16 protein-coding genes are annotated in these 17,508 nt (G+C 65.3%); 12 read left to right on the top strand and 4 right to left on the bottom strand.

The window, feature by feature from the left end:
- Positions 1-110: 110 nt before the first annotated feature.
- Entirely contained in the window at positions 111-485 is a 375-nt protein-coding gene (locus FBZ93_RS41220; RefSeq protein WP_246667403.1) for a hypothetical protein, read from the top strand.
- On the opposite strand, the gene FBZ93_RS04845 is transcribed toward FBZ93_RS41220, so the two are convergent.
- Complete coding sequence (locus FBZ93_RS04845) at positions 469-1,398, bottom strand: hypothetical protein (RefSeq protein ID WP_246667366.1); 930 nt, start codon at positions 1,396-1,398, stop codon at positions 469-471. The genes FBZ93_RS41220 and FBZ93_RS04845 overlap by 17 nt on opposite strands.
- Before the next feature lie 197 nt (positions 1,399-1,595).
- Here FBZ93_RS04845 and FBZ93_RS04840 point away from each other — a divergent pair, with 197 nt between their 5' ends.
- From FBZ93_RS04840 to galE, 5 genes are all read left to right on the top strand, one after another.
- Positions 1,596-2,831: a glycosyltransferase family 4 protein gene (locus FBZ93_RS04840; protein WP_146984843.1), complete on the top strand. Its 1,236-nt coding sequence runs from the start codon at positions 1,596-1,598 to the stop codon at positions 2,829-2,831.
- A 15-nt stretch (positions 2,832-2,846) separates the two neighbouring features.
- Positions 2,847-3,509 carry a ParA family protein gene (locus tag FBZ93_RS04835; protein ID WP_146984842.1) on the top strand — a complete coding sequence of 221 codons (663 nt, stop codon included), beginning with the start codon at positions 2,847-2,849 and terminating at the stop codon, positions 3,507-3,509.
- Between the two features lie 319 nt (positions 3,510-3,828).
- Positions 3,829-4,458: a transglutaminase-like cysteine peptidase gene (locus FBZ93_RS04830; RefSeq protein ID WP_167528927.1), complete on the top strand. Its 630-nt coding sequence runs from the start codon at positions 3,829-3,831 to the stop codon at positions 4,456-4,458.
- Positions 4,459-4,610: 152 nt separating this feature from the next.
- Entirely contained in the window at positions 4,611-4,868 is a 258-nt protein-coding gene (locus tag FBZ93_RS04825) for a hypothetical protein (RefSeq protein ID WP_146984841.1), read from the top strand.
- Between the two features lie 138 nt (positions 4,869-5,006).
- Complete coding sequence (galE, locus tag FBZ93_RS04820; protein ID WP_146984840.1) at positions 5,007-6,002, top strand: UDP-glucose 4-epimerase GalE; 996 nt, start codon at positions 5,007-5,009, stop codon at positions 6,000-6,002.
- Positions 6,003-6,012: 10 nt separating this feature from the next.
- On the opposite strand, the gene FBZ93_RS04815 is transcribed toward galE, so the two are convergent.
- Complete coding sequence (locus tag FBZ93_RS04815; protein WP_246667365.1) at positions 6,013-6,999, bottom strand: UbiA family prenyltransferase; 987 nt, start codon at positions 6,997-6,999, stop codon at positions 6,013-6,015.
- A 36-nt stretch (positions 7,000-7,035) separates the two neighbouring features.
- Positions 7,036-8,616, bottom strand: a complete 1,581-nt coding sequence (locus tag FBZ93_RS04810; RefSeq protein WP_146984839.1) for a hypothetical protein — start codon at positions 8,614-8,616, stop codon at positions 7,036-7,038.
- A 162-nt stretch (positions 8,617-8,778) separates the two neighbouring features.
- On the opposite strand from FBZ93_RS04810, the gene FBZ93_RS04805 reads away from it, so the two are divergent.
- Both FBZ93_RS04805 and FBZ93_RS04800 read left to right on the top strand, forming a co-directional pair.
- On the top strand, positions 8,779-9,897 hold the full coding sequence (locus FBZ93_RS04805; RefSeq protein ID WP_246667364.1) for a hypothetical protein: 1,119 nt from the start codon (positions 8,779-8,781) through the stop codon (positions 9,895-9,897).
- Complete coding sequence (locus tag FBZ93_RS04800) at positions 9,894-10,127, top strand: hypothetical protein (RefSeq protein ID WP_246667363.1); 234 nt, start codon at positions 9,894-9,896, stop codon at positions 10,125-10,127. The genes FBZ93_RS04805 and FBZ93_RS04800 overlap by 4 nt, the downstream gene beginning before the upstream one ends.
- Here the strand turns inward: FBZ93_RS04800 and FBZ93_RS04795 are convergent.
- Complete coding sequence (locus FBZ93_RS04795; RefSeq protein WP_208763966.1) at positions 10,124-10,513, bottom strand: VanZ family protein; 390 nt, start codon at positions 10,511-10,513, stop codon at positions 10,124-10,126. The genes FBZ93_RS04800 and FBZ93_RS04795 overlap by 4 nt on opposite strands.
- Before the next feature lie 1,447 nt (positions 10,514-11,960).
- On the opposite strand from FBZ93_RS04795, the gene FBZ93_RS04785 reads away from it, so the two are divergent.
- From FBZ93_RS04785 to ccmI, 4 genes are all read left to right on the top strand, one after another.
- Positions 11,961-12,623, top strand: coding sequence for a response regulator transcription factor (locus FBZ93_RS04785; protein WP_146984836.1), 663 nt, complete (start codon positions 11,961-11,963; stop codon positions 12,621-12,623).
- 315 nt (positions 12,624-12,938) lie between these two features.
- Positions 12,939-14,315, top strand: a complete 1,377-nt coding sequence (locus FBZ93_RS04780; RefSeq protein WP_146984835.1) for a sensor histidine kinase — start codon at positions 12,939-12,941, stop codon at positions 14,313-14,315.
- 325 nt (positions 14,316-14,640) lie between these two features.
- Positions 14,641-16,035 (top strand): hypothetical protein, encoded by a 1,395-nt coding sequence (locus tag FBZ93_RS04775; protein WP_146984834.1) that lies wholly within the window; start codon positions 14,641-14,643, stop codon positions 16,033-16,035.
- 338 nt (positions 16,036-16,373) lie between these two features.
- Complete coding sequence (gene ccmI, locus FBZ93_RS04770) at positions 16,374-17,495, top strand: c-type cytochrome biogenesis protein CcmI (protein ID WP_146984833.1); 1,122 nt, start codon at positions 16,374-16,376, stop codon at positions 17,493-17,495.
- Positions 17,496-17,508: the final 13 nt, after the last annotated feature.

Below are 17,508 nucleotides of genomic sequence, written 5' to 3'. Positions count from 1 at the left end.
GTTACCCAGCCCTTCACCTCCTCATCGAGGAAGTCGACACGGGCGCAGCTGTCCTGGCCGTTCTGCTCGAGCAGCAGGAGCGCGCTCCTGATTGAATCCGGATCGTCATCGTGCCGCGCGATGCTTCGCGCGGCTTCGAGCTGCGGAAGGCCGTCGCCCCAGGCCATCATTCGCCGCGCGGCGACAAGATCGTCCGGTTCGAGCTCGAGCGCCCGGGCTACGCTCGCGACAGCCGCATCCCTGAGATCGAGGCGAAACAGCGCCTCCGCGCGCAGCAGATGAGCGCGGGCGCCGGGATGCGGCAGGATCCGGCAGCGGCGGTCGGCGAGCGCGAATGCGCGCCGGAAATCACGCGCCTCGAGCGCCGCGACAGCGGCCCGCTCGAGATCGACGTGATGCAGCGTTTTCGACGTAAAGGCGATGCTGCGCGCGTCGGCGGTCAAATGTCGCCCTTGTCTGCGCGCATGGTCAGCCCGCCGTCTTGACCGCGCTCTGCCGGCTCCGGAACACGCGCACCCGACCCTCGAGGCGCGGCGCCTCCTGGCGCGGCATCGGGGCGACGGGCTCAGCGCGCCTCGGCTGCCGCGGCGCCAGCGGCGCTGCCTGCACCCGGTGCTCTTCGACACTGAGCTTGAGGCCCACCAGCGGTTCCCGGCCTGAAGGCCCGGCCACCACGATCCGGTTCCCGGTCACGCGCAGGGCCGGTGCGCCCAGGAAGATGGTCTCGGCCGCGATGGTGTAGCGATCCGCGCCGGGGCCTGTGGCTTCCAGCGAGAACCCCGTGATGGCCAGCGCGCGTCCGCGGGTTCCGGCAAAGGTTCCAAGCGGAACGAACTGGTTGTCGCCCCGCTGCGGCCTGGCGAACTTGACCGCATATTGCAGGTTGAGATCGTAGGGCTTGTTCGGCCAATCGAGGGAAATTCCCTCGATCCGGGCCGGAGCGGCCGGTCCGGCAATCCAGCTATTTGGGCCGACCGTGACGTCGCCCAGACCCGCGACATGCGCGAGCAGCTTGAGGTCGTTCAGCTCGCCACGGTCAAGGCCAGGATCGGGCTCGTCCGTGTCGAACGGCTGGCTGGCGGGCTGCGCGGCCGGCTGTCCCTGGGTCAGCGGTTCGATCTTGATATTGGCGGCGGTCGACCCGCCGGTGCGTCCTGCGGTGACCTCGACGATCAGGCGGCTTGGCCGGGCGACCGACACGACCAGCGCGGTCTCGGGCGCGAACAGGGTTCCATTGGCCCCGTCGGGCCCGGTAATAATGTTACAATTGTTAGCGCTGGCGCGATCCGCATATACGCGCACCACCGGAGGTGATGTCTTGTCTTCCGCGCCATTGTAGCGAACAAGGAAAAGCCCTCGTGCCAGGTCAATGGTTTTCTGCTGAATCTGTTCGTTCATGGTCGCCTGCGAGCCTAACGGATGGGTCGATATGTTTCTCACACAGTGTGCCCCAAAAATCTGTGTGATAGAAGGGGGCTTAATGTTAATCCGGTGAGATAGTTTCGCACGTGCATATCGAAGACACCCTGCCGGTCATGGTATCGACCCTGACCCCAACCGAAGACCGCGCGGCCGGGGGGCGCGCTCGCCCGCCAATGAACGTCCTCTTCGTCCACAACAACTTTCCAGCTCAATACCGCCACATTGCGCGTGCGCTCGCAGAGCAGCCCGGAAACAAGGTCGTTGCGGTCGGCTCGTCGACTGCGAGCACGACGCCGGATATCCGGCTGCTCAAATATTCGACGACCAAGTCGGACTCCGCGATGGTCCATCCCTTTGCCCGCCGCTTCGACGTCGAAGCGCGGCGTGCCGAAGAGGTGCTGTATGCGCTGTCGTCGCTGTCGGGACAGGGCTTCGTACCCGACCTGATCTTCGCGCATCCCGGCTGGGGCGAGACGCTGCCGCTGCGCACGATGTTTCCGAAAGCGCGCATCATCCTCTATTGCGAGTTCTACTACGGCGCCGAGGGCAGGGACGTCGGCTTCGATCCCGAATTTCCGATGACGGGCCTCGATGGCAATGTCGCGCTCCATTTGAAGAACGCGACCACGCTGCTGGCGCTCACCGAATGCGAAACCGGTGTTTCGCCGACGCCGTGGCAGAGGTCGACCTTTCCCCGCGAGTTTCAAAGCAAGATCGAGGTCATCCACGAGGGCGTCGACACCGACGAGGTGAAGCCCAACCCCGTCGCGCGGTTTCGGCTTCCGAACGGCGCCACACTCTCCGCGGACGACGAAGTGATCACCTACGTCTCGCGCAACCTCGAGCCGGTGCGCGGATTCCATGTCTTCATGCGATCGCTGCCGAGGATCATGGCTGCGCGGCCCAATGCGCAGGTGGTCATCGTCGGCGGCAGCGGGACGTCGTACGGCGCGAATCCGCCGGAGGGTTCGAGCTGGAAATCGATGTTCCTGGGCGAAGTCAGGTCGGACATCGATCTTCGCCGCGTGCATTTCCTCGGCCGGATTCCCCGGGAACCGTATCTCGAGCTGCTGCAGATTTCCTCGGTGCACGTCTATCTGACCTATCCCTTCGTGCTGTCATGGTCGCTGCTGGAGGCGATGAGCGCGGGATGTGCGGTGGTGGCGTCCGACACGGCGCCGCTGCGCGACATCATCTCTGACGGCAACGGCCTGCTGACGCCGTTTTTTGATATTGATGCGCTGTCCGATCAGGTAGTCTCGGTGCTGTCACGGCCCAAAGCCTTCAAGAAGATGCGGATGAAGGCGCGGAGCTTCGTGAGGGACAATTACGACGCAAGGCGGGTCTGTCTGCCCCGGATGCTGACGCTCGTTGATGAAGGTGTCCTCCCGCGCACGCACGGGGGATAACGCCAGGAGCTAGCGATGCCGCTTGTCATCTCGGTTGCCCAGCGCAAGGGCGGGGTCGGAAAGACGACTCTTGCGGTCCTGCTCGCCGCAGAGCTGGACCGGCGCACCGGCGTGGTGGGCCTGGTCGACGCCGACTCCCAGGCGTCCGCCTGCCACTGGGCCGAGCCCGGCAATCTGACGTTCCCCGTCTACCAGCTTGATCCGGAAACCCGCCCCGTCGCCGAATGGGCCAAGCTGATGCGCCAGATTCCGCATCAGATCATCGTCGTGGACTCCGCGCCCAACGACCGGGTGTTGGGCGCCGTGCTCGCGGTCGCCAACATCGTGCTGATGCCGTGTACGCCGTCGGGCCTCGACATCGAGGCCACCGCGCGGACGATCGACATCGTGCGCGAGGTGCGCGCAGCGCGGCGAACGGCGCTCCGCGCCATGATCGTACCGAACCGGGTCGACCAGCGCACGCTCGAAGGCCAGCAGCTGATCGAGGAGCTGGATACGCTCGACGAAGAGATCGGACCGATGATCGGAAGCCGCTCGGCCTATGTTCGCGCCGTCGCGCTGGGACAATCGGTGGCCGATTTCGCCGGCGGCACGCCCGCGGATCTCGAGATCAAGATGCTCGCCGATCTCGTCATGAGCTGGTGCGGGATCGCGCCGAGGCAACGGGCGACAGTTTAGATCTAACAGAGCGCTCCGGCTGCTTCAGGTCAGGCTAACCATGCCTGCATGGGGAACCAGCGCTACCGCGCGCAACTGCCGCTTCATCTGACGGCCGCGAATCCTCAGAAAAAAGCGCCCGGAAGTGCGCTAAGGCGCGATCCGTTGGCCCTCGCTCGCGTTATCATTCGGCAGCCGAAAGGCTTGCCGGCGCGGGAACCGGCTTGGTTAATGGACTGCTCGCGCGCATCCGAGCATTTGAAACAAATGCCGCCGCGCGCCTGAGCCTTAACTCAAGACATTTCCCGTACTTGCTTCCCGTCACTTTGGGGAGTGAAGAATGTACAGCGTCAAGAGAGTGATGGCCTTGCTTCTGGCCATCGTCGCGCTCGGGACAAGCGCGCAGGACACCCAGGCCGGAATGATCGGATTTCCGCTGCCGCTCGGCGGCGTGGTCGAGAAGATCCGTTTCAGCGAGCCGACGCTGGCGCCGATGGCCTACACCATGTTCTGCATGCGCTATGCCGATGAATGCAAGCCGACGGCCCGCGCCCGCATGGTGTTCCGCGGCGGCGCCACCCGCCTGACCAAGCAGCGCATCGCCGATTTGATCGAGGTCAACGCGTCGGTCAACCGTCGCATCGTGCCACAGCGCAACGAACGCGGCCTCGCCGGCGAGGAATGGCTGATCAATCCGGCGCGCGGCGATTGCAACGACTACGCCGTCAGCAAGCGCCATGAGCTCCTGGCGCGCGGCTGGCCGATGCGCAATCTGCTGCTGAGCGAGGTGGTGACCTCCTGGGGCGAGCATCATCTCGTGCTGGTGGTCCGCGTTGGGGGCGGCGACGTCGTGCTCGACAATCTGAATGCGCAGATCCGCACCTGGTCGCAGGCGCGTTATCGCTGGGTCAGGATGCAGACCCCGGCGAACCCCGATCACTGGGCCGCCGTCGCGCAGGCCGGCGCCTGAATTTCGAAGATTAGCCCGATCGATTGAACGTGGCGCGGCGAGACATTTCGCCGCGCCGTTTCATGTGAGGAAGATCGCGATGGCTGCGACGGCGCGCGGAACGATCGGAGGCGTGACCGGTTGATCCCGATCCAACCCATCGAGGCATCGACATGAAGCTGGCCGGCCTTGTCACGATTGCGGCGCTGGTCGTCGCCACGGCTGCCCCGGCGCTCGCGCAAGGCACCGGACAGATCACGCAGGGCGCACAGCGCTATTCGATCGATGGCCCGGGCGGCGGTGTCCCGACATCGCGGCCGCAGGCGACCCGGCCGGTCCCGCCGGCGACACCGGTTTACCCTTACGGCAGGCCGTCACGCTACGGGCCGCCAATCGGGCAGCGGACCAACGTTCCGCTGGGCTCGCGTTAACCGTCACTGCTGGCGCAAATCCGTCCGGTCTTAACGCTATTCCCATCGGCATTTTGCCGCGCCCGACGGAATGTCGTACCCATCGACCATTGCATCTGTTGAGGCGCGGGATTGGCCCGCGCAGGGACGGCATTTTCGATGGCGAGCAGGGGTTCGATCCTCATCACGGGCGGCGCGGGATATATCGGATCCCATTGCGCCAAGGCCGTTGCCGAGGCCGGGTTTCTCCCGGTCGTCTATGACAATCTGTCGACCGGTCACCGCAACTTCGTGCAATGGGGACCGCTCGTGACCGGCGACGTTGCCGATCACGACAGGATCACGGCCACGATCCGCGAACACAATGCGCTCGCCGTGATGCATTTTGCCGCCTTCAGCGCGGTCGGCGAGTCCGTCGCGGATCCGCAGAAATATTACAGCAATAACGTTGCCGGCACGCTCGGCCTGCTGCGCGGCATGCGGGAGGCGGGCTGCGACCGCCTGGTGTTTTCCTCGACCGGCGCCGTCTATGGCAACGCCGGGCGCGATCCGATTCCCGAGAGCGCCGCGGGGCCGACCGTCAATCCCTACGGCCGCTCCAAATACATGATCGAGCAGATGCTGGCCGATTATCGCGCGGCCTATCAGTTCAAATCGGTCTGCCTGCGTTATTTCAACGCCTGCGGCGCCGATGCTTCCGGCACCATCGGCGAGCTTCGCGATCCCGAAACGCATTTGATTCCGCGCGCGCTGATGGCGCTGCTCGGGCACGTGCCGGACTTTGCGATCTTCGGCGAGGACTATGAGACGCCTGACGGCACCGCGGTGCGCGACTACATCCATGTCGACGATCTCGCGAGCGCCCATATCGCAGCCCTCGAGCTGCTGTTGAAAGGCGACGCCGGCGGCGTGTTCAACCTCGGCACCGGCACCGGCTATTCGGTGCGCGAGGTGCTCGACGCGATCCGCGCCGAGACCGGCGAGGCGGTGCCGAGCGTGGTGCGCGAACGCCGGGCCGGCGATCCGCCCATCCTGGTCGCCGATCCCTCGAAATCGGAGAGCGGGCTCGGCTTCAAGGCGAGCCGGTCCGATCTCGGCCACATCATTCGCTCGGCCTGGGCCTGGCACCAGAAGGCGCATCCGCGCCGCCGCTAACCAATCGCGGCTATTCCAGCGTGATGTAGTGCTGCTCCGCGAGGCGCGCGAGGAACGGCATGTCGACGAAGCTCGCCGCCAGGAACACGGCGACCAGCGCCAGCACAATCAGCATCAGGCCGCGCTCGCCATAGAGCTTCTCTGGCTTCTGCGCCGACGATCCCGGCGATGTCGACATCGAGAAGTAGGTGGTGAACAGCATCACCACCAGCGGCATCGCGAGGATGTACTCGATGCGGTACTTCACCAGGAACACCGAGAGGAAGAACACCGAGAACAGCGAGTAGCTGAGGCACGAGGCGGTCAGCGACACCTCGCTATAATCAGCAAAGCTCGCGCGGTAGCGCGCCAGCAGCTCCCTGCCATGGGACGCGGCGATCTCGCGATATTCGGACAGCCGTTTGGCGGCCATCAGGAACGCGCCGCCGAACCAGTAGCACAGGATCACCGAGCCCGGCGGCAGCGAGGTCGGGTCGACCATCGCCCAGCCGATCAACAGCCGCAGCGGATTGTTGATGGACTCCGAGATGACGTCGAAATAGGCCTTGTCCTTGCTGCGAAGCGGCGGGACGTTGTAGACGACGCCCTGGAGGGCAAAGATGCTGCTTGCCAGCAGCATCAGACGGCTGCTCGCTGCCGCGCAGACGAGACCGATTGCAAGCAGCACCAGCCACTCCAGCCCGATGATCTTGCCGTCCATGGCGCTCTGCACCGCCGCGCGTTGCGACTTGGTCGGATGATGCCGGTCGAAGTCGCGGTCGAACCATTCGTTGATGACATAGTTGGCCGACGCGACGCAGACCGCGGCCACGAGTCCAAGCGCGATGTCGGCGGCGAGATGCTCGCTCCTCGCGCCGCGCAACAGCCAGGCGAGAATGATCCCGGGCACGATGAAGATGTGCTTGGTGCTGTGATCGAGCCGCAGGATTGCGAGGTACTGCCGGACACCTGCGGCCGGCGGCTTGCGGGTTTCGATCTTGCTGTCCATCAGCGCCATCGCGCGGGTCCCTTCATGGTGTCCTCGATCGATCGCCTAGTTGAGGAGATAGACGTCGAAACTCTCGTCGGTTTTGGCGGGGCCGAAGCGGCGGAGCATCGTGGTCGCTGCGCGGAAATCGCTGATCTCAGCGGCCGAGGCGCGGAATGTTCGCCAGTCCTTGCCCTCGTCATAGATCCGGTCGGGCACGACCTCATCGAGCCGATAGGCCAGCAGGATGAGGACGGGCACACCTGATGTCTCGCGGAGCGCGCGTGCCAGGCGCAAGGTCTCGCCGAGATCGCTGTCCATCCTGCCCTTGCGCGAGAAGATCACGACGCTGCCGAATTTGCGGTCGCGCGCGAGATAAAGCGGGTTCTTGATGTAATACGGCAATGCCTCGACCAGATACTCCGGCTCGCTGAGGATGACCGCGTTGGCGAGATCGGGGCGCGAGGCGATCAGGCGGCCGAGATCGGCGCTGCGGCTCGCGACGGCGCCGGTCGCGGCATTGCGCAGATCGTTGATGCCGGCGGCACTCTGGATCGCGAGCACCAGCAGCACCGACACCCGCCCGGTCGCGGGCAACAGCCGATCGTGCCACGCTCGAGAGGCGGATGTAGCGGTGATCCGGCCCCAGCCGATCCAGTACAGCGTGATCAGGAAACACAGCCAGACCGCGGCGTGACGGTAGGCACCGTTGGCGGCGACGGCGAAAAACAGCGAGGTCAGCAGCAAGGCGGCGATGGCGGCGAGAAAGGCCGGACGCCGCGGCAGCAGCCCGAGCGTCGCGCCGAACAAGAGCACCGAGCCTGCGATCCCCGGCAGCAGATTGGCAAACAGCGCGCCCAGTGACGTCGCGCCGGGATTCACCAGGGAAAGCGCTGCAGCCGCCAGCGGCGAAGCATGCGACCAGTCGCGGGCCGCCGCATCATTGTAGGTCGGCAGCATCGTCACCGCGCAGATCGCGACGCCGATCGTCGCGATGATGGCGTTGATCGTGAAATTGGTCAGCTGCGGCGACCAGCGCCAGCCTGGTTGGTTCGCGAGTTGGGCCTCGAGCAGGTCGAGCAGCCAGAACAGCAGGAAAGCGCCAACCATGATCGCGCCGACGACATTGGTGTTGGCGAGCAGGAACGATAGCGCGCCGAGCAGGAGGCCGCGGTCGCGGTGCACCGGATAGCAGGCTGCGATCGCAAACAGGAACAGGGCCGAGATGCCGTAGTTCCGCGCCATCACCACATATTCGAACAGCAGCGCATGGCTCGTGATCAGCAGGATCAACGGCCGCGGGAATGGCGAGCGGAAGATCAGCAGGGCGACCGTAAGGAGCCCGACCACGAAGGCGACGCCGGGCAGCACCTCGACCCGGCCGAACACCGCATGCGCGCCGCGCAGCAGCAGATACCAAAGGGCAGGGTGGCCTTCGCCATGCAGGCCTTTCAGCATGGCGATCAGGTCGTCGCCGTTCAGGGCAATGGTGAGCGCGCGGACTTCGTCGCGCCACATCACGTGACGGGCGATCTGGAAGCCGGCCAGCGCGATCCATCCCGCGAGCAGCAGGAGATCCGGCCACGATCGGCGGTCCCGCTTCGGCGCGAAGAACCAGTCGTCCAGGATTTGCAAAGATCGGCGCAATGAACCCTGCAGCTGCTCGGATCGGTAACGTCAAACCGCGGCGTCATCCGCGGGTGTCGTCATTTGTGTTAACATTAAAAACCGCCTACAATGTTGTAACATTAAGAGCAAACCAGACTAACATTTATGACGTCGACGCCGGCTCACAGGACGGTCAGGGACGTGAGCCCTGCGCATCCCGAGGTGGAGTTCGCGCTGGTGCTGGCGCGGACCATCGACTCCGTGCGTTCCGACCCGCAGCAGCTGCGCAGCGCGGTCTACGAGCTGGCGCGGCAGAAGCTGCAGCAGCTCGCGCACGAGGATCCCGGCGAGAAACAGCGCCTGATGCAGGCGCTGGAGGCCGCGATCGAGGGCGTCGAGGCGCACACCAGGGATCATCTGGTCGAGACGTTTTCGGTGCCGCCGGCGCGGGCGCTGCCGGAATTCCTGGCGGCGGGCGCCGCGCGGCGGATCGAAGGACCTCCCCGGATCGATGCCGAGGAGGCATTCGTCGCGCCGCTCGAGTCCGCCGCGCCGGCCGGGGTGCCGCGCCGTCCGCGATGGTCGTCATCGGCGCCGCTGCGCTACTTTGTCATGCTGGCTCTCTTTGGACTGATCGCGTCCATTGTCCTGCTGCAGCAGCGTGGTGTGTCGCTGGCGCCGGCGCGCGCGATGATTGCGGGCACGCTCGCGCCGGCCCCGCCTCAAACGCAGAGGCCAGCGGTCGTCGCAGCCGTGCCTGCGCCGGCCGTGCCCGTTGAACCGTCTGCACCAAAACGGCCGTTGCCGACCGCCTATGGTGTCTACGCCGAGAGCGGCGGCAAGCTGTACGAGCTGCAATTGATCCAGGGCCGTGCGCCGGATCCACGCATTGCGATTTCAGCCGCGATCACCAAGCCGAGCGAGACCGCGCTGCCGGACGGGCATCTGCGTTTCATCGTGTTCCGGCGCGAAGGCGCCGGCGGCGCCTCCGACCCGATCGACGTGCGCCTGATCGCGCGCGTGACGCAGCAGACCACGTTCGATGCGACCGGCAAGCCGGTGGTCTCGCCGGGCGACGACACCTGGGTGATCCGCAACATCTCGATCCCGTTCCGCGCTGCGCCGCTCAGCGAGGATCCGCAGATGTTCGAGGTTCAGCCACGCGACGACGCGCCGCTGTCGCCGGGACGCTACGCGCTGATCCTGAAGGCGCAGGCCTACGATTTCACGGTCGAGGGCGCGGTGACCGACAAGCGGCATTGCCTGCAGCGGCTGGCGGCCGCGAATGGCGTGTTCTACTCGGAATGCGAGAGGCCGTGAGCGGCGCGCCCATTCGGTTCAGCGCCGTGCTGGCGCTGTTGCTGTCGTCGAATGCCGCCATCGCCGCACCCGATGCCGAGACGGCGAAGCGGTGCCTGCGCGCGGCCTACATGGTCTACCCGTACAAGCGACCGGGGGCCGTGCCAATGAACGGCGACCGGCTGCACTTTTTTCAGCAATGCATGACACAAGAGGGCAACAAGTCGGCGGAGGCGCCGAAGCGCGATTAACTCGGCGAATGCTCCGCGCGCGACCTCAAGCGGCCGAACTGGCTGCGCAGCACCAGCAGGATGAAGTGACCCGCGCCGATGCCGGCAAAACCTCCCGCGACCTTGACGATCGCGTCGAGCAGCCGGCCGTGACGGTCCGGTGTCAGCAACTGCATCGCTTCGAGCGTGAAGGCGCTGAACACCACAAACAGCACGATCAGCGCGGTACGCCGCGGGTAACCCAGCACAAAGGCCAGTCCCATCACGGCATAGGCGGCGAAGCGCTCGGCCTGCGGGTGCAAGAACGACGGACGGTCCTGGATTGGGGATAAGGTGACGAACGCGATGAAGACCAGCGCAAGCCAGCCGGCAACCACGGCAAACGTCTTGATCTTCGAAACAAGCAACAAACTATTCCCGGTCCCTGTACCCCGCCGCGCTGGATTAGCGCATTGCTCATGTCCGCGATAATTAAATGCCCGCCGAAGGTTAACCAGCGGCCGTCCGTGACACCGCTCACGGAGCCGACGGGCTGGTTGCGAGAAGATGAGAGAACACACCTCTAGGCTTAGGTTCTATATTACCGCAATCTGAAACCCCATCTCATTCCATCCGCATCTGATCGATGGAAGCTGCGGCGCTTGGTGCCGTCCTACGTTCCGACGAACGAATCAGGACATTCCGGCAATTTGATTCACACATGTGATTTCTGGAACCAGAGTCCTCGCGAATCATGCGGTCGCTGGGCGGCTATTTCATTAAGATCAACTTACAAGCCCAGAGGGGCCGTCTATTACCTGCAAGCGGCGGTTCGGCGTGAGAATGGAAATACGGAACGGCCTCGGCATTGCCTCCAAGGGTGCCGGGGCCGTTTCCATTAGGAACGAGCGCGACGCGCGCCGGGTTGTCTCACGTTCGGGTGCTGCACCCCTGCCGGGCAGCGCCTTGGACGATCAAAATGAGAAACTTGCGGCCCCAGCTTGTGCCCCTCTCTGGGGCCGCTTCTTGAGAGCAAGCAAAAAGGCCCGGCGCAGCACGCGCAAACGTGTCGTCAGCTTCGGTCCGCTGTCGCTGAGGCGGCTTCTACCGAGACATCATCCCAACAGAAGCCATATCATGCTCGCGATGAGGGCCAAGAACGACACGGTCCCGAGACTGACGAAGGCGACCTCTACGCCATCGATATGATGGTGATTTGTCTGCATTGGGCGCCCTCCTAGATGGGCGCGTTGGGACTGGGGGACAGAAGCCACTCCGTCAAATGGGCAGTGGTTTCGTCGTGCCTGGCTCGTCTCAGCAGCGCCTCGCGCTCTCGACCTGGGGGGAGTGCCTTAGCCCGTCTGCGTAGCCGTTTGGCTTCTTCGGTAAGGCGTTCTTCAAGGGGATATATCTGCCTAATTCGCCGGCGCCGCTTCATGGCTCCTCTCTCCAAAGCTGACGTTGCTGCCCCAAAAAATGGAGAAAGACGAGAGAGCGGAAAAGTTCCCAAAGACGTGCAAGGCCTCCCGTCAACCCACGGTGAACGCCGGAAAACATTGCGTGCGTCGGACGAGAAATGGGGCATCATCGGAACTTATGTGTCCAGAACGTGGAATATGGCCGCTCAGCGGGGACTGAGAACATTCGGCCAAGGCTCGGGTTTTGTTCGCTTAATCCGAACTAGGACACCCTCAAACGCGAATTCGGACACTGGGGCTTAACTACGGAACAGCATCCGGCGCCTTGCGTGGGTTCCCGGGATGGTGCACCTGACGAAAAAATAAGCTTTGCGTTGCGGATCCATTCATAAGCCGTTCACGGCCGGAAGCCTCATTTGATGCCGGACTATCGCAAAGCTCACTCTCGGAGGCCAAAGTGCGTCTGCTCGTCGTTGAGGATGACCCGGATCTGAACCGCCAGCTCACCACCGCGCTGACGGACGCCGGCTATGTGGTCGATCGCGCGTTCGACGGCGAGGAGGGGCATTTCCTTGGCGACAGCGAGCCCTATGACGCCGTGGTGCTCGATATCGGCCTGCCGAAGATGGACGGTATTTCGGTGCTCGAGGCCTGGCGGCGGAACAAGCGGGTGATGCCGGTGCTGATTCTCACCGCGCGCGACCGCTGGAGCGACAAGGTTCAGGGCTTCGACGCCGGCGCCGACGACTATGTCGCCAAGCCGTTCCATCTGGAGGAGGTGCTGGCACGGATCCGCGCGCTGCTGCGCCGCGCCACTGGGCACGCCCAGGTCGAGCTGAACTGCGGGCCGGTGGCGCTCAATACCCGCACCAAGCGGGTCACCGTCAACGGCAACCCGATCAAGCTGACCTCGCACGAATACAATCTGCTCGATTATCTGATGCACCACACCGGCCGCGTGGTCTCCCGCACCGAGCTGGTCGAGCATCTCTATGATCAGGACTTCGACCGCGACTCCAACACCATCGAGGTGTTCGTCGGCCGCATCCGCAAGAAGCTGGAAGTCGATATCATCCAGACGGTTCGCGGCCTCGGCTACATGCTGTCGCCGCCGGCCTAGAGCATGATCCGGAAAAGTGTGAAGCGGTTTTCCGAAAAGATCATGCTCAAGAGAGGCTAAAGCGCGATGTCGAACCAGCCACATCGCATCGCGCTTTAAAGCGATTTCGAGCAAACTGGATGTTTTGGTTCGCGCGAAGAAGAAGGCGCGACCAAACAAAGGGATAAGAGCATCTCCTATACATTCGGATCATGCTCTTAAGGCGCTTGATCGCCATGCGGGCATCGGCATGATCCGCGCCAGGAGGACTGGATTCGCCATGTCTGCACTCGTCAGGTCGCGGCCCGCTGACACGACGCTCGAGCACGTGCCCTGATGGGCGGCAGTTCGCTTGCAACCCGCCTGTTCGTTTCGGCGACCGCCTGGGTGGTGGTGATCCTGGCGATCACCGGCGTCATCCTGTCGTCGGTCTATCGCGACGCGACCGAGCGCGCCTTCGACCGGCGGCTCAATCTCTATCTGCGCACCCTGATCGCTGAGGTGGCGACGCCGGACGAGCCGGCCGACCGCCAGTTCCAGTCGCTCGGCGAGCCGCTGTTCGACCTGCCGCTGTCGGGCTGGTACTGGCAGATCACCCGCACCGATACCGAAAAGGGCGAGACCCGCGCCTCGCGCTCGCTGTGGGACAAGAAGCTGCCGAAGCTCGAGGAGCACGGCGCCGAGCTGACCGCCGCCGGCGTCCGCCTCGGCTATGTCGACGGGCCCGAAGGCCAGAGCCTGCGTGTGGTGGAGCGGCCGGTCGATCTCGGCGTCGACGGCAAGTTCCTGGTCAGCGTCGCCGGCGACGCCACCGAGATCTTCGATGAGACGCGCAGCTTCGATTATTACCTCGGCGGCACCTTCGCCGCCCTCGGCATCGTGCTGCTGCTGACCACGATCTTCCAGGTGCGCTACGGCCTTGCGCCGCTCAAGCGCATTTCGGATGCGATTGCCGATATCCGTTCCGGCCGCGCCGAGCGGCTGGAGGGCCGCTTTCCGGTCGAGATCGCGCCGCTGGCGCGCGAGACCAACGCGCTGATCGATGCCAACCGGGAGATCGTCGAGCGCTCGCGCACCCATGTCGGCAACCTTGCGCATGCGATCAAGACACCGCTGTCGGTGATCGTGAACGAGGCGGCCGCGCATGCCGCCGATCCCTTTGCCAGCAAGGTGCTGGAGCAGGCCGATGTGATGCGGGACCAGGTCGCGCATCACCTCGAGCGGGCGCGGATCGCCGCCCGCGCCACCATCGTCTCTACCATCACCGACGTCGCGCCTGCGATCGAGGCGCTGCGCCGGACCATGGAGAAGATCCATCGTGACCGCGACCTCTCGATCGAGGCGAAGGCCGACCCGGCGGCGCGGTTTCGCGGTGAGCGGCAGGATCTGGAGGAGATGGTCGGCAATCTCGTCGACAACGCCTGCAAATGGGCGGCCTCGCAGGTGTTCATCGAGGTCAGCGTGGTCCCGCCCGAGGCGTCGGGCGTGGGCCCCAGGCTGCGCATCGTGGTTGACGACGACGGGCGCGGCCTGTCGGAGGCCGAGCGCGCCCAGGTGTCGCGCCGCGGCCAGCGGCTCGACGAGTCGAAGCCCGGCTCGGGGCTCGGCCTGTCGATCGTGACCGACCTCGCCGGCCTCTATGGCGGCAAGCTCGTGCTGAGCGACGCGCCGATCGGCGGCCTGCGGGCCGAGCTGGTGTTGCCGGCGGTCTAGGCAGGATGAGTTTGGATCGAATCGGTTCGGCCATGCACTTGCTTCACCTCTCCCCAACGGGGAGAGGTCGATTTGCAAAGCAAATCGGGTGAGGGGCCGCAGCTCGAAGGAGGGACCGTAACACCCGGCGCTACGCGCCGACCTCTCCCAAGGGAGGTGAACCTCCGCTGCCGATCCAGCTCAACTCCCATCAGGCTTAAGGCCCGTGCAAGTCCGGCCTCGGGACCGCATTATTCCTAAACGCGTTCTTAACGCGCCCACCTCTATCATCCCAAGCGGACGGGCTGCGGCGTTTGCCGGGCACCAAGCTTTCACGACCGGGCGCATGAGCCAGAAATCGACCGAGCGGCTGAGGGATTATCTCGCGCAGCTTCCGCCGCAATCGCAGGCGCTGCTGATGCGGGAGCTGGAGCGCGCGGTCGAACGTGGCGATGATGTCACTGTGGCCAATCTGGTGCTCGAGCAGCTGCGCAAGATCGTGCGCGGCGCCGAGGAGGACGAGCGGATCGAGCCGCGCAGCGACGATCCGGCGCGGCTGCTGTTCCGGCCGCTCGAGCCGTTCCTCGCCGAGACCAATTTCCCGACCCGGCCCGGCCAGCTCCGGCGCGCCTCGCTGCTGCCGATCTGGCAGTGGCTGGCTCGCGAGGGCGCGCCTGAGGCGGCCCGCGAGTTCGAGGCGGCGTTGGCGGCGGCGACCGAGAGCGGTCCGATGGAGGTTGCCGCGCGCAAGTTCCAGCTTGCAGCCGCAGAGGCCATCATCAAGGTCGCATCACCCACCCAGGACGACCGCCAGCGCGCGCTGTCGCGCGTCGGCCCGCCGAGCGTCGTCGAGGATCTGCTGCCGATCGGCCTTGTCCTGCAGGCCCGCGAGGCGCTGGAAACCTTGGGCAGCCGGCTGCCGAGCCAGATCCGCGTTTTTGCCGATTCCCAGATCGCCTCCGCGACCGACGCGCTGAAGCTGCCGTCGCTCCAGACACCGCAGCTGCTGCCCTTCGCGCTGTCGTTGATTGCGCAGCGGCTCGCCGCGCCCTGGCAAATCGTCCGCCTCGCCATCAAGATGGCGGCCTCCGACGACGAGCTGCGGGTTGCGGCAACGCCCTATGGTATTGCCGTCACCATCGCGCTGCATGACCTGTCATTCGTCGCCGCCTGCCTGCGCACCGACATCCGGCGCGGACATTTCGATTATGTCGGCGAGCAGCTCAAGACCCTGCATGACGGCGTCCGCGGCCTGCGCACCGAGCTCGATCTGCGCAACGATTCCACCTGGGGGCGCCAGCTGACGTCGGTCCGCGCCGATACCTCCAACGCGCTGCAATCGGAGATCGACAGCGTGCCGGGCCGGGTCCGCCGCATCCTGCGCCAGCGCGCCGACAAGGACATCACCGCCGGCGCCAAGATCGACCAGTCCGAGGTCGAGGACGCCGCCGCCCTGATCGATTTCGTCGCGGTGTGCCGCACCTATGCCAGCGAGCTCGCCATCAACGAGGTGACGCTGCGGACCTTCTCGGACCTGCAACATTATGTCGAGCAGTCGACCGAGGGGCTGGTGCAGTCGCTGCGCGGCGGCGATGCCCGGGTCCGGTCCTTCCGCCAGCAGCAGGTCAAGGCCGCAATCCGCTTCTGCGAAGTGCTGTTCGGCCACGACTACGCCTCGCTGATGAACCGGGCGGCGGAGAACGCCGTGACCGGCGAGCGGAAGTCGTCGCGCGCGGGGTAGTGATCCCTGGACATGGTGACGGTCACCGCCACGACAGCTATTTATGTGATTTCGGAATATTAGAAGTGTGGCGCTGATTTGCCCGACGTGTCAAGTCGTCATTCGGATGCCGGCGGCGGCGACCGGCTGCTTTGCATGGGGTTGTTTTCGATATTTTGGTAGCGCGCGCCTTGGGCCCGAAAACGCCGTTGCTGGACCGCCGGAACGGCATCGGAAAACAGCCTGATTTCGACCTTCGGTCGATCCAGCAATTGTCAATTGCCGGGCTCGCCGCCGGTGGTGTAAAGCGATTCTAAGGCGGCTTGCCGGAAGCCGCCGTTCCATCCGGGAACCGCTTGATGACGCTGTGGTTTGTGTTCGCGCTGATGACGGTCGCGGCGATCTTTGCCGTGTTGTGGCCGCTCAGCCGCCGCGGACGGGCGGACACCGGCGGCAGCGAGGTCGTGGTCTACCGCGATCAGCTCGCCGAAATCGACCGCGACATGGCCTCAGGGATCATCGGCGCCGCTGAGGCCGATGCCGCGCGGATCGAGATCAGCCGCCGGCTGCTGGCCGCCGCCGACCAGAGCGGGCGCGACACGCCGGGGCAGGGCAGTCTCACGCTGCGGCGTGGCGCCGCGGTCGTCGCGCTGGTCGGATTGCCGGTGATTGCTTCGAGCTTCTATCTCGCGCTCGGCTCGCCGCGGCTCGGCGACTTTCCGCTCGCCGAACGCAGCCGGGTGGCCGATGCCAACCAGCCACTCGCCAATCTGGTCGCGCAGGTCGAGGCCCATCTGGAGAAGAACCCGACCGACGGCCGCGGCTGGACGGTGCTGGCGCCGGTGCTGTCGCGGCTCGGCCGCTACGATGACGCCGTCCGTGCCTATCGCAATGCTATCACCTATGCCGGCGACAGCGCCGATCGCCGCGCCGATCTCGGCGAAGCGTTGATGGGGAGCGCCGGCGGCGTCGTCACCGCGGACGCCAAGGCTGAGTTCGAGCGCTCCGTCGCGCTGAATGGCGACGACGCCAAGGCGAACTACTTCCTCGGCCTTGCCGCCGAGCAGGACGGCCGCAAGACTGATGCCGCGGCGCTCTGGCAAAAGATGCTGGCGAAAGGGCCATCCGACGCGCCGTGGCGGCCGCTGGTGCAGGCTGCGCTGGTCCGGGTCGGCGGCAGTGCGCCCGGTGGCGTCAGCGCGCCGGCGCTGCCCGATGGCGCGGTGGCCGCGGCCCAGGATATGAGCGAGGCCGATCGCGGCAGCATGATCAAGGGCATGGTCGATCGGCTGGCGAGCCGGCTGAAGACCAATGGCGACGACGTCGAGGGCTGGCTGCGGCTGGTCCGCGCCTATCTCGTGATGGGCGAGCGCGACAAGGCGATGAGCGCGCGCGCCGATGCCCGTCAGGCGGTCGCCAACGATGCGGATCGGTTGCGTCAGCTCAATGAAGGGCTGAAGAATCTCGGGCTTGATGGATAGAGCATGACGCCGA

Origin of the sequence: Bradyrhizobium macuxiense (genome assembly GCF_007993935.1) — a bacterium.
Taxonomy (GTDB): domain Bacteria; phylum Pseudomonadota; class Alphaproteobacteria; order Rhizobiales; family Xanthobacteraceae; genus Bradyrhizobium; species Bradyrhizobium macuxiense_A.
This window is presented reverse-complemented; position numbering and strand designations above follow the sequence as displayed.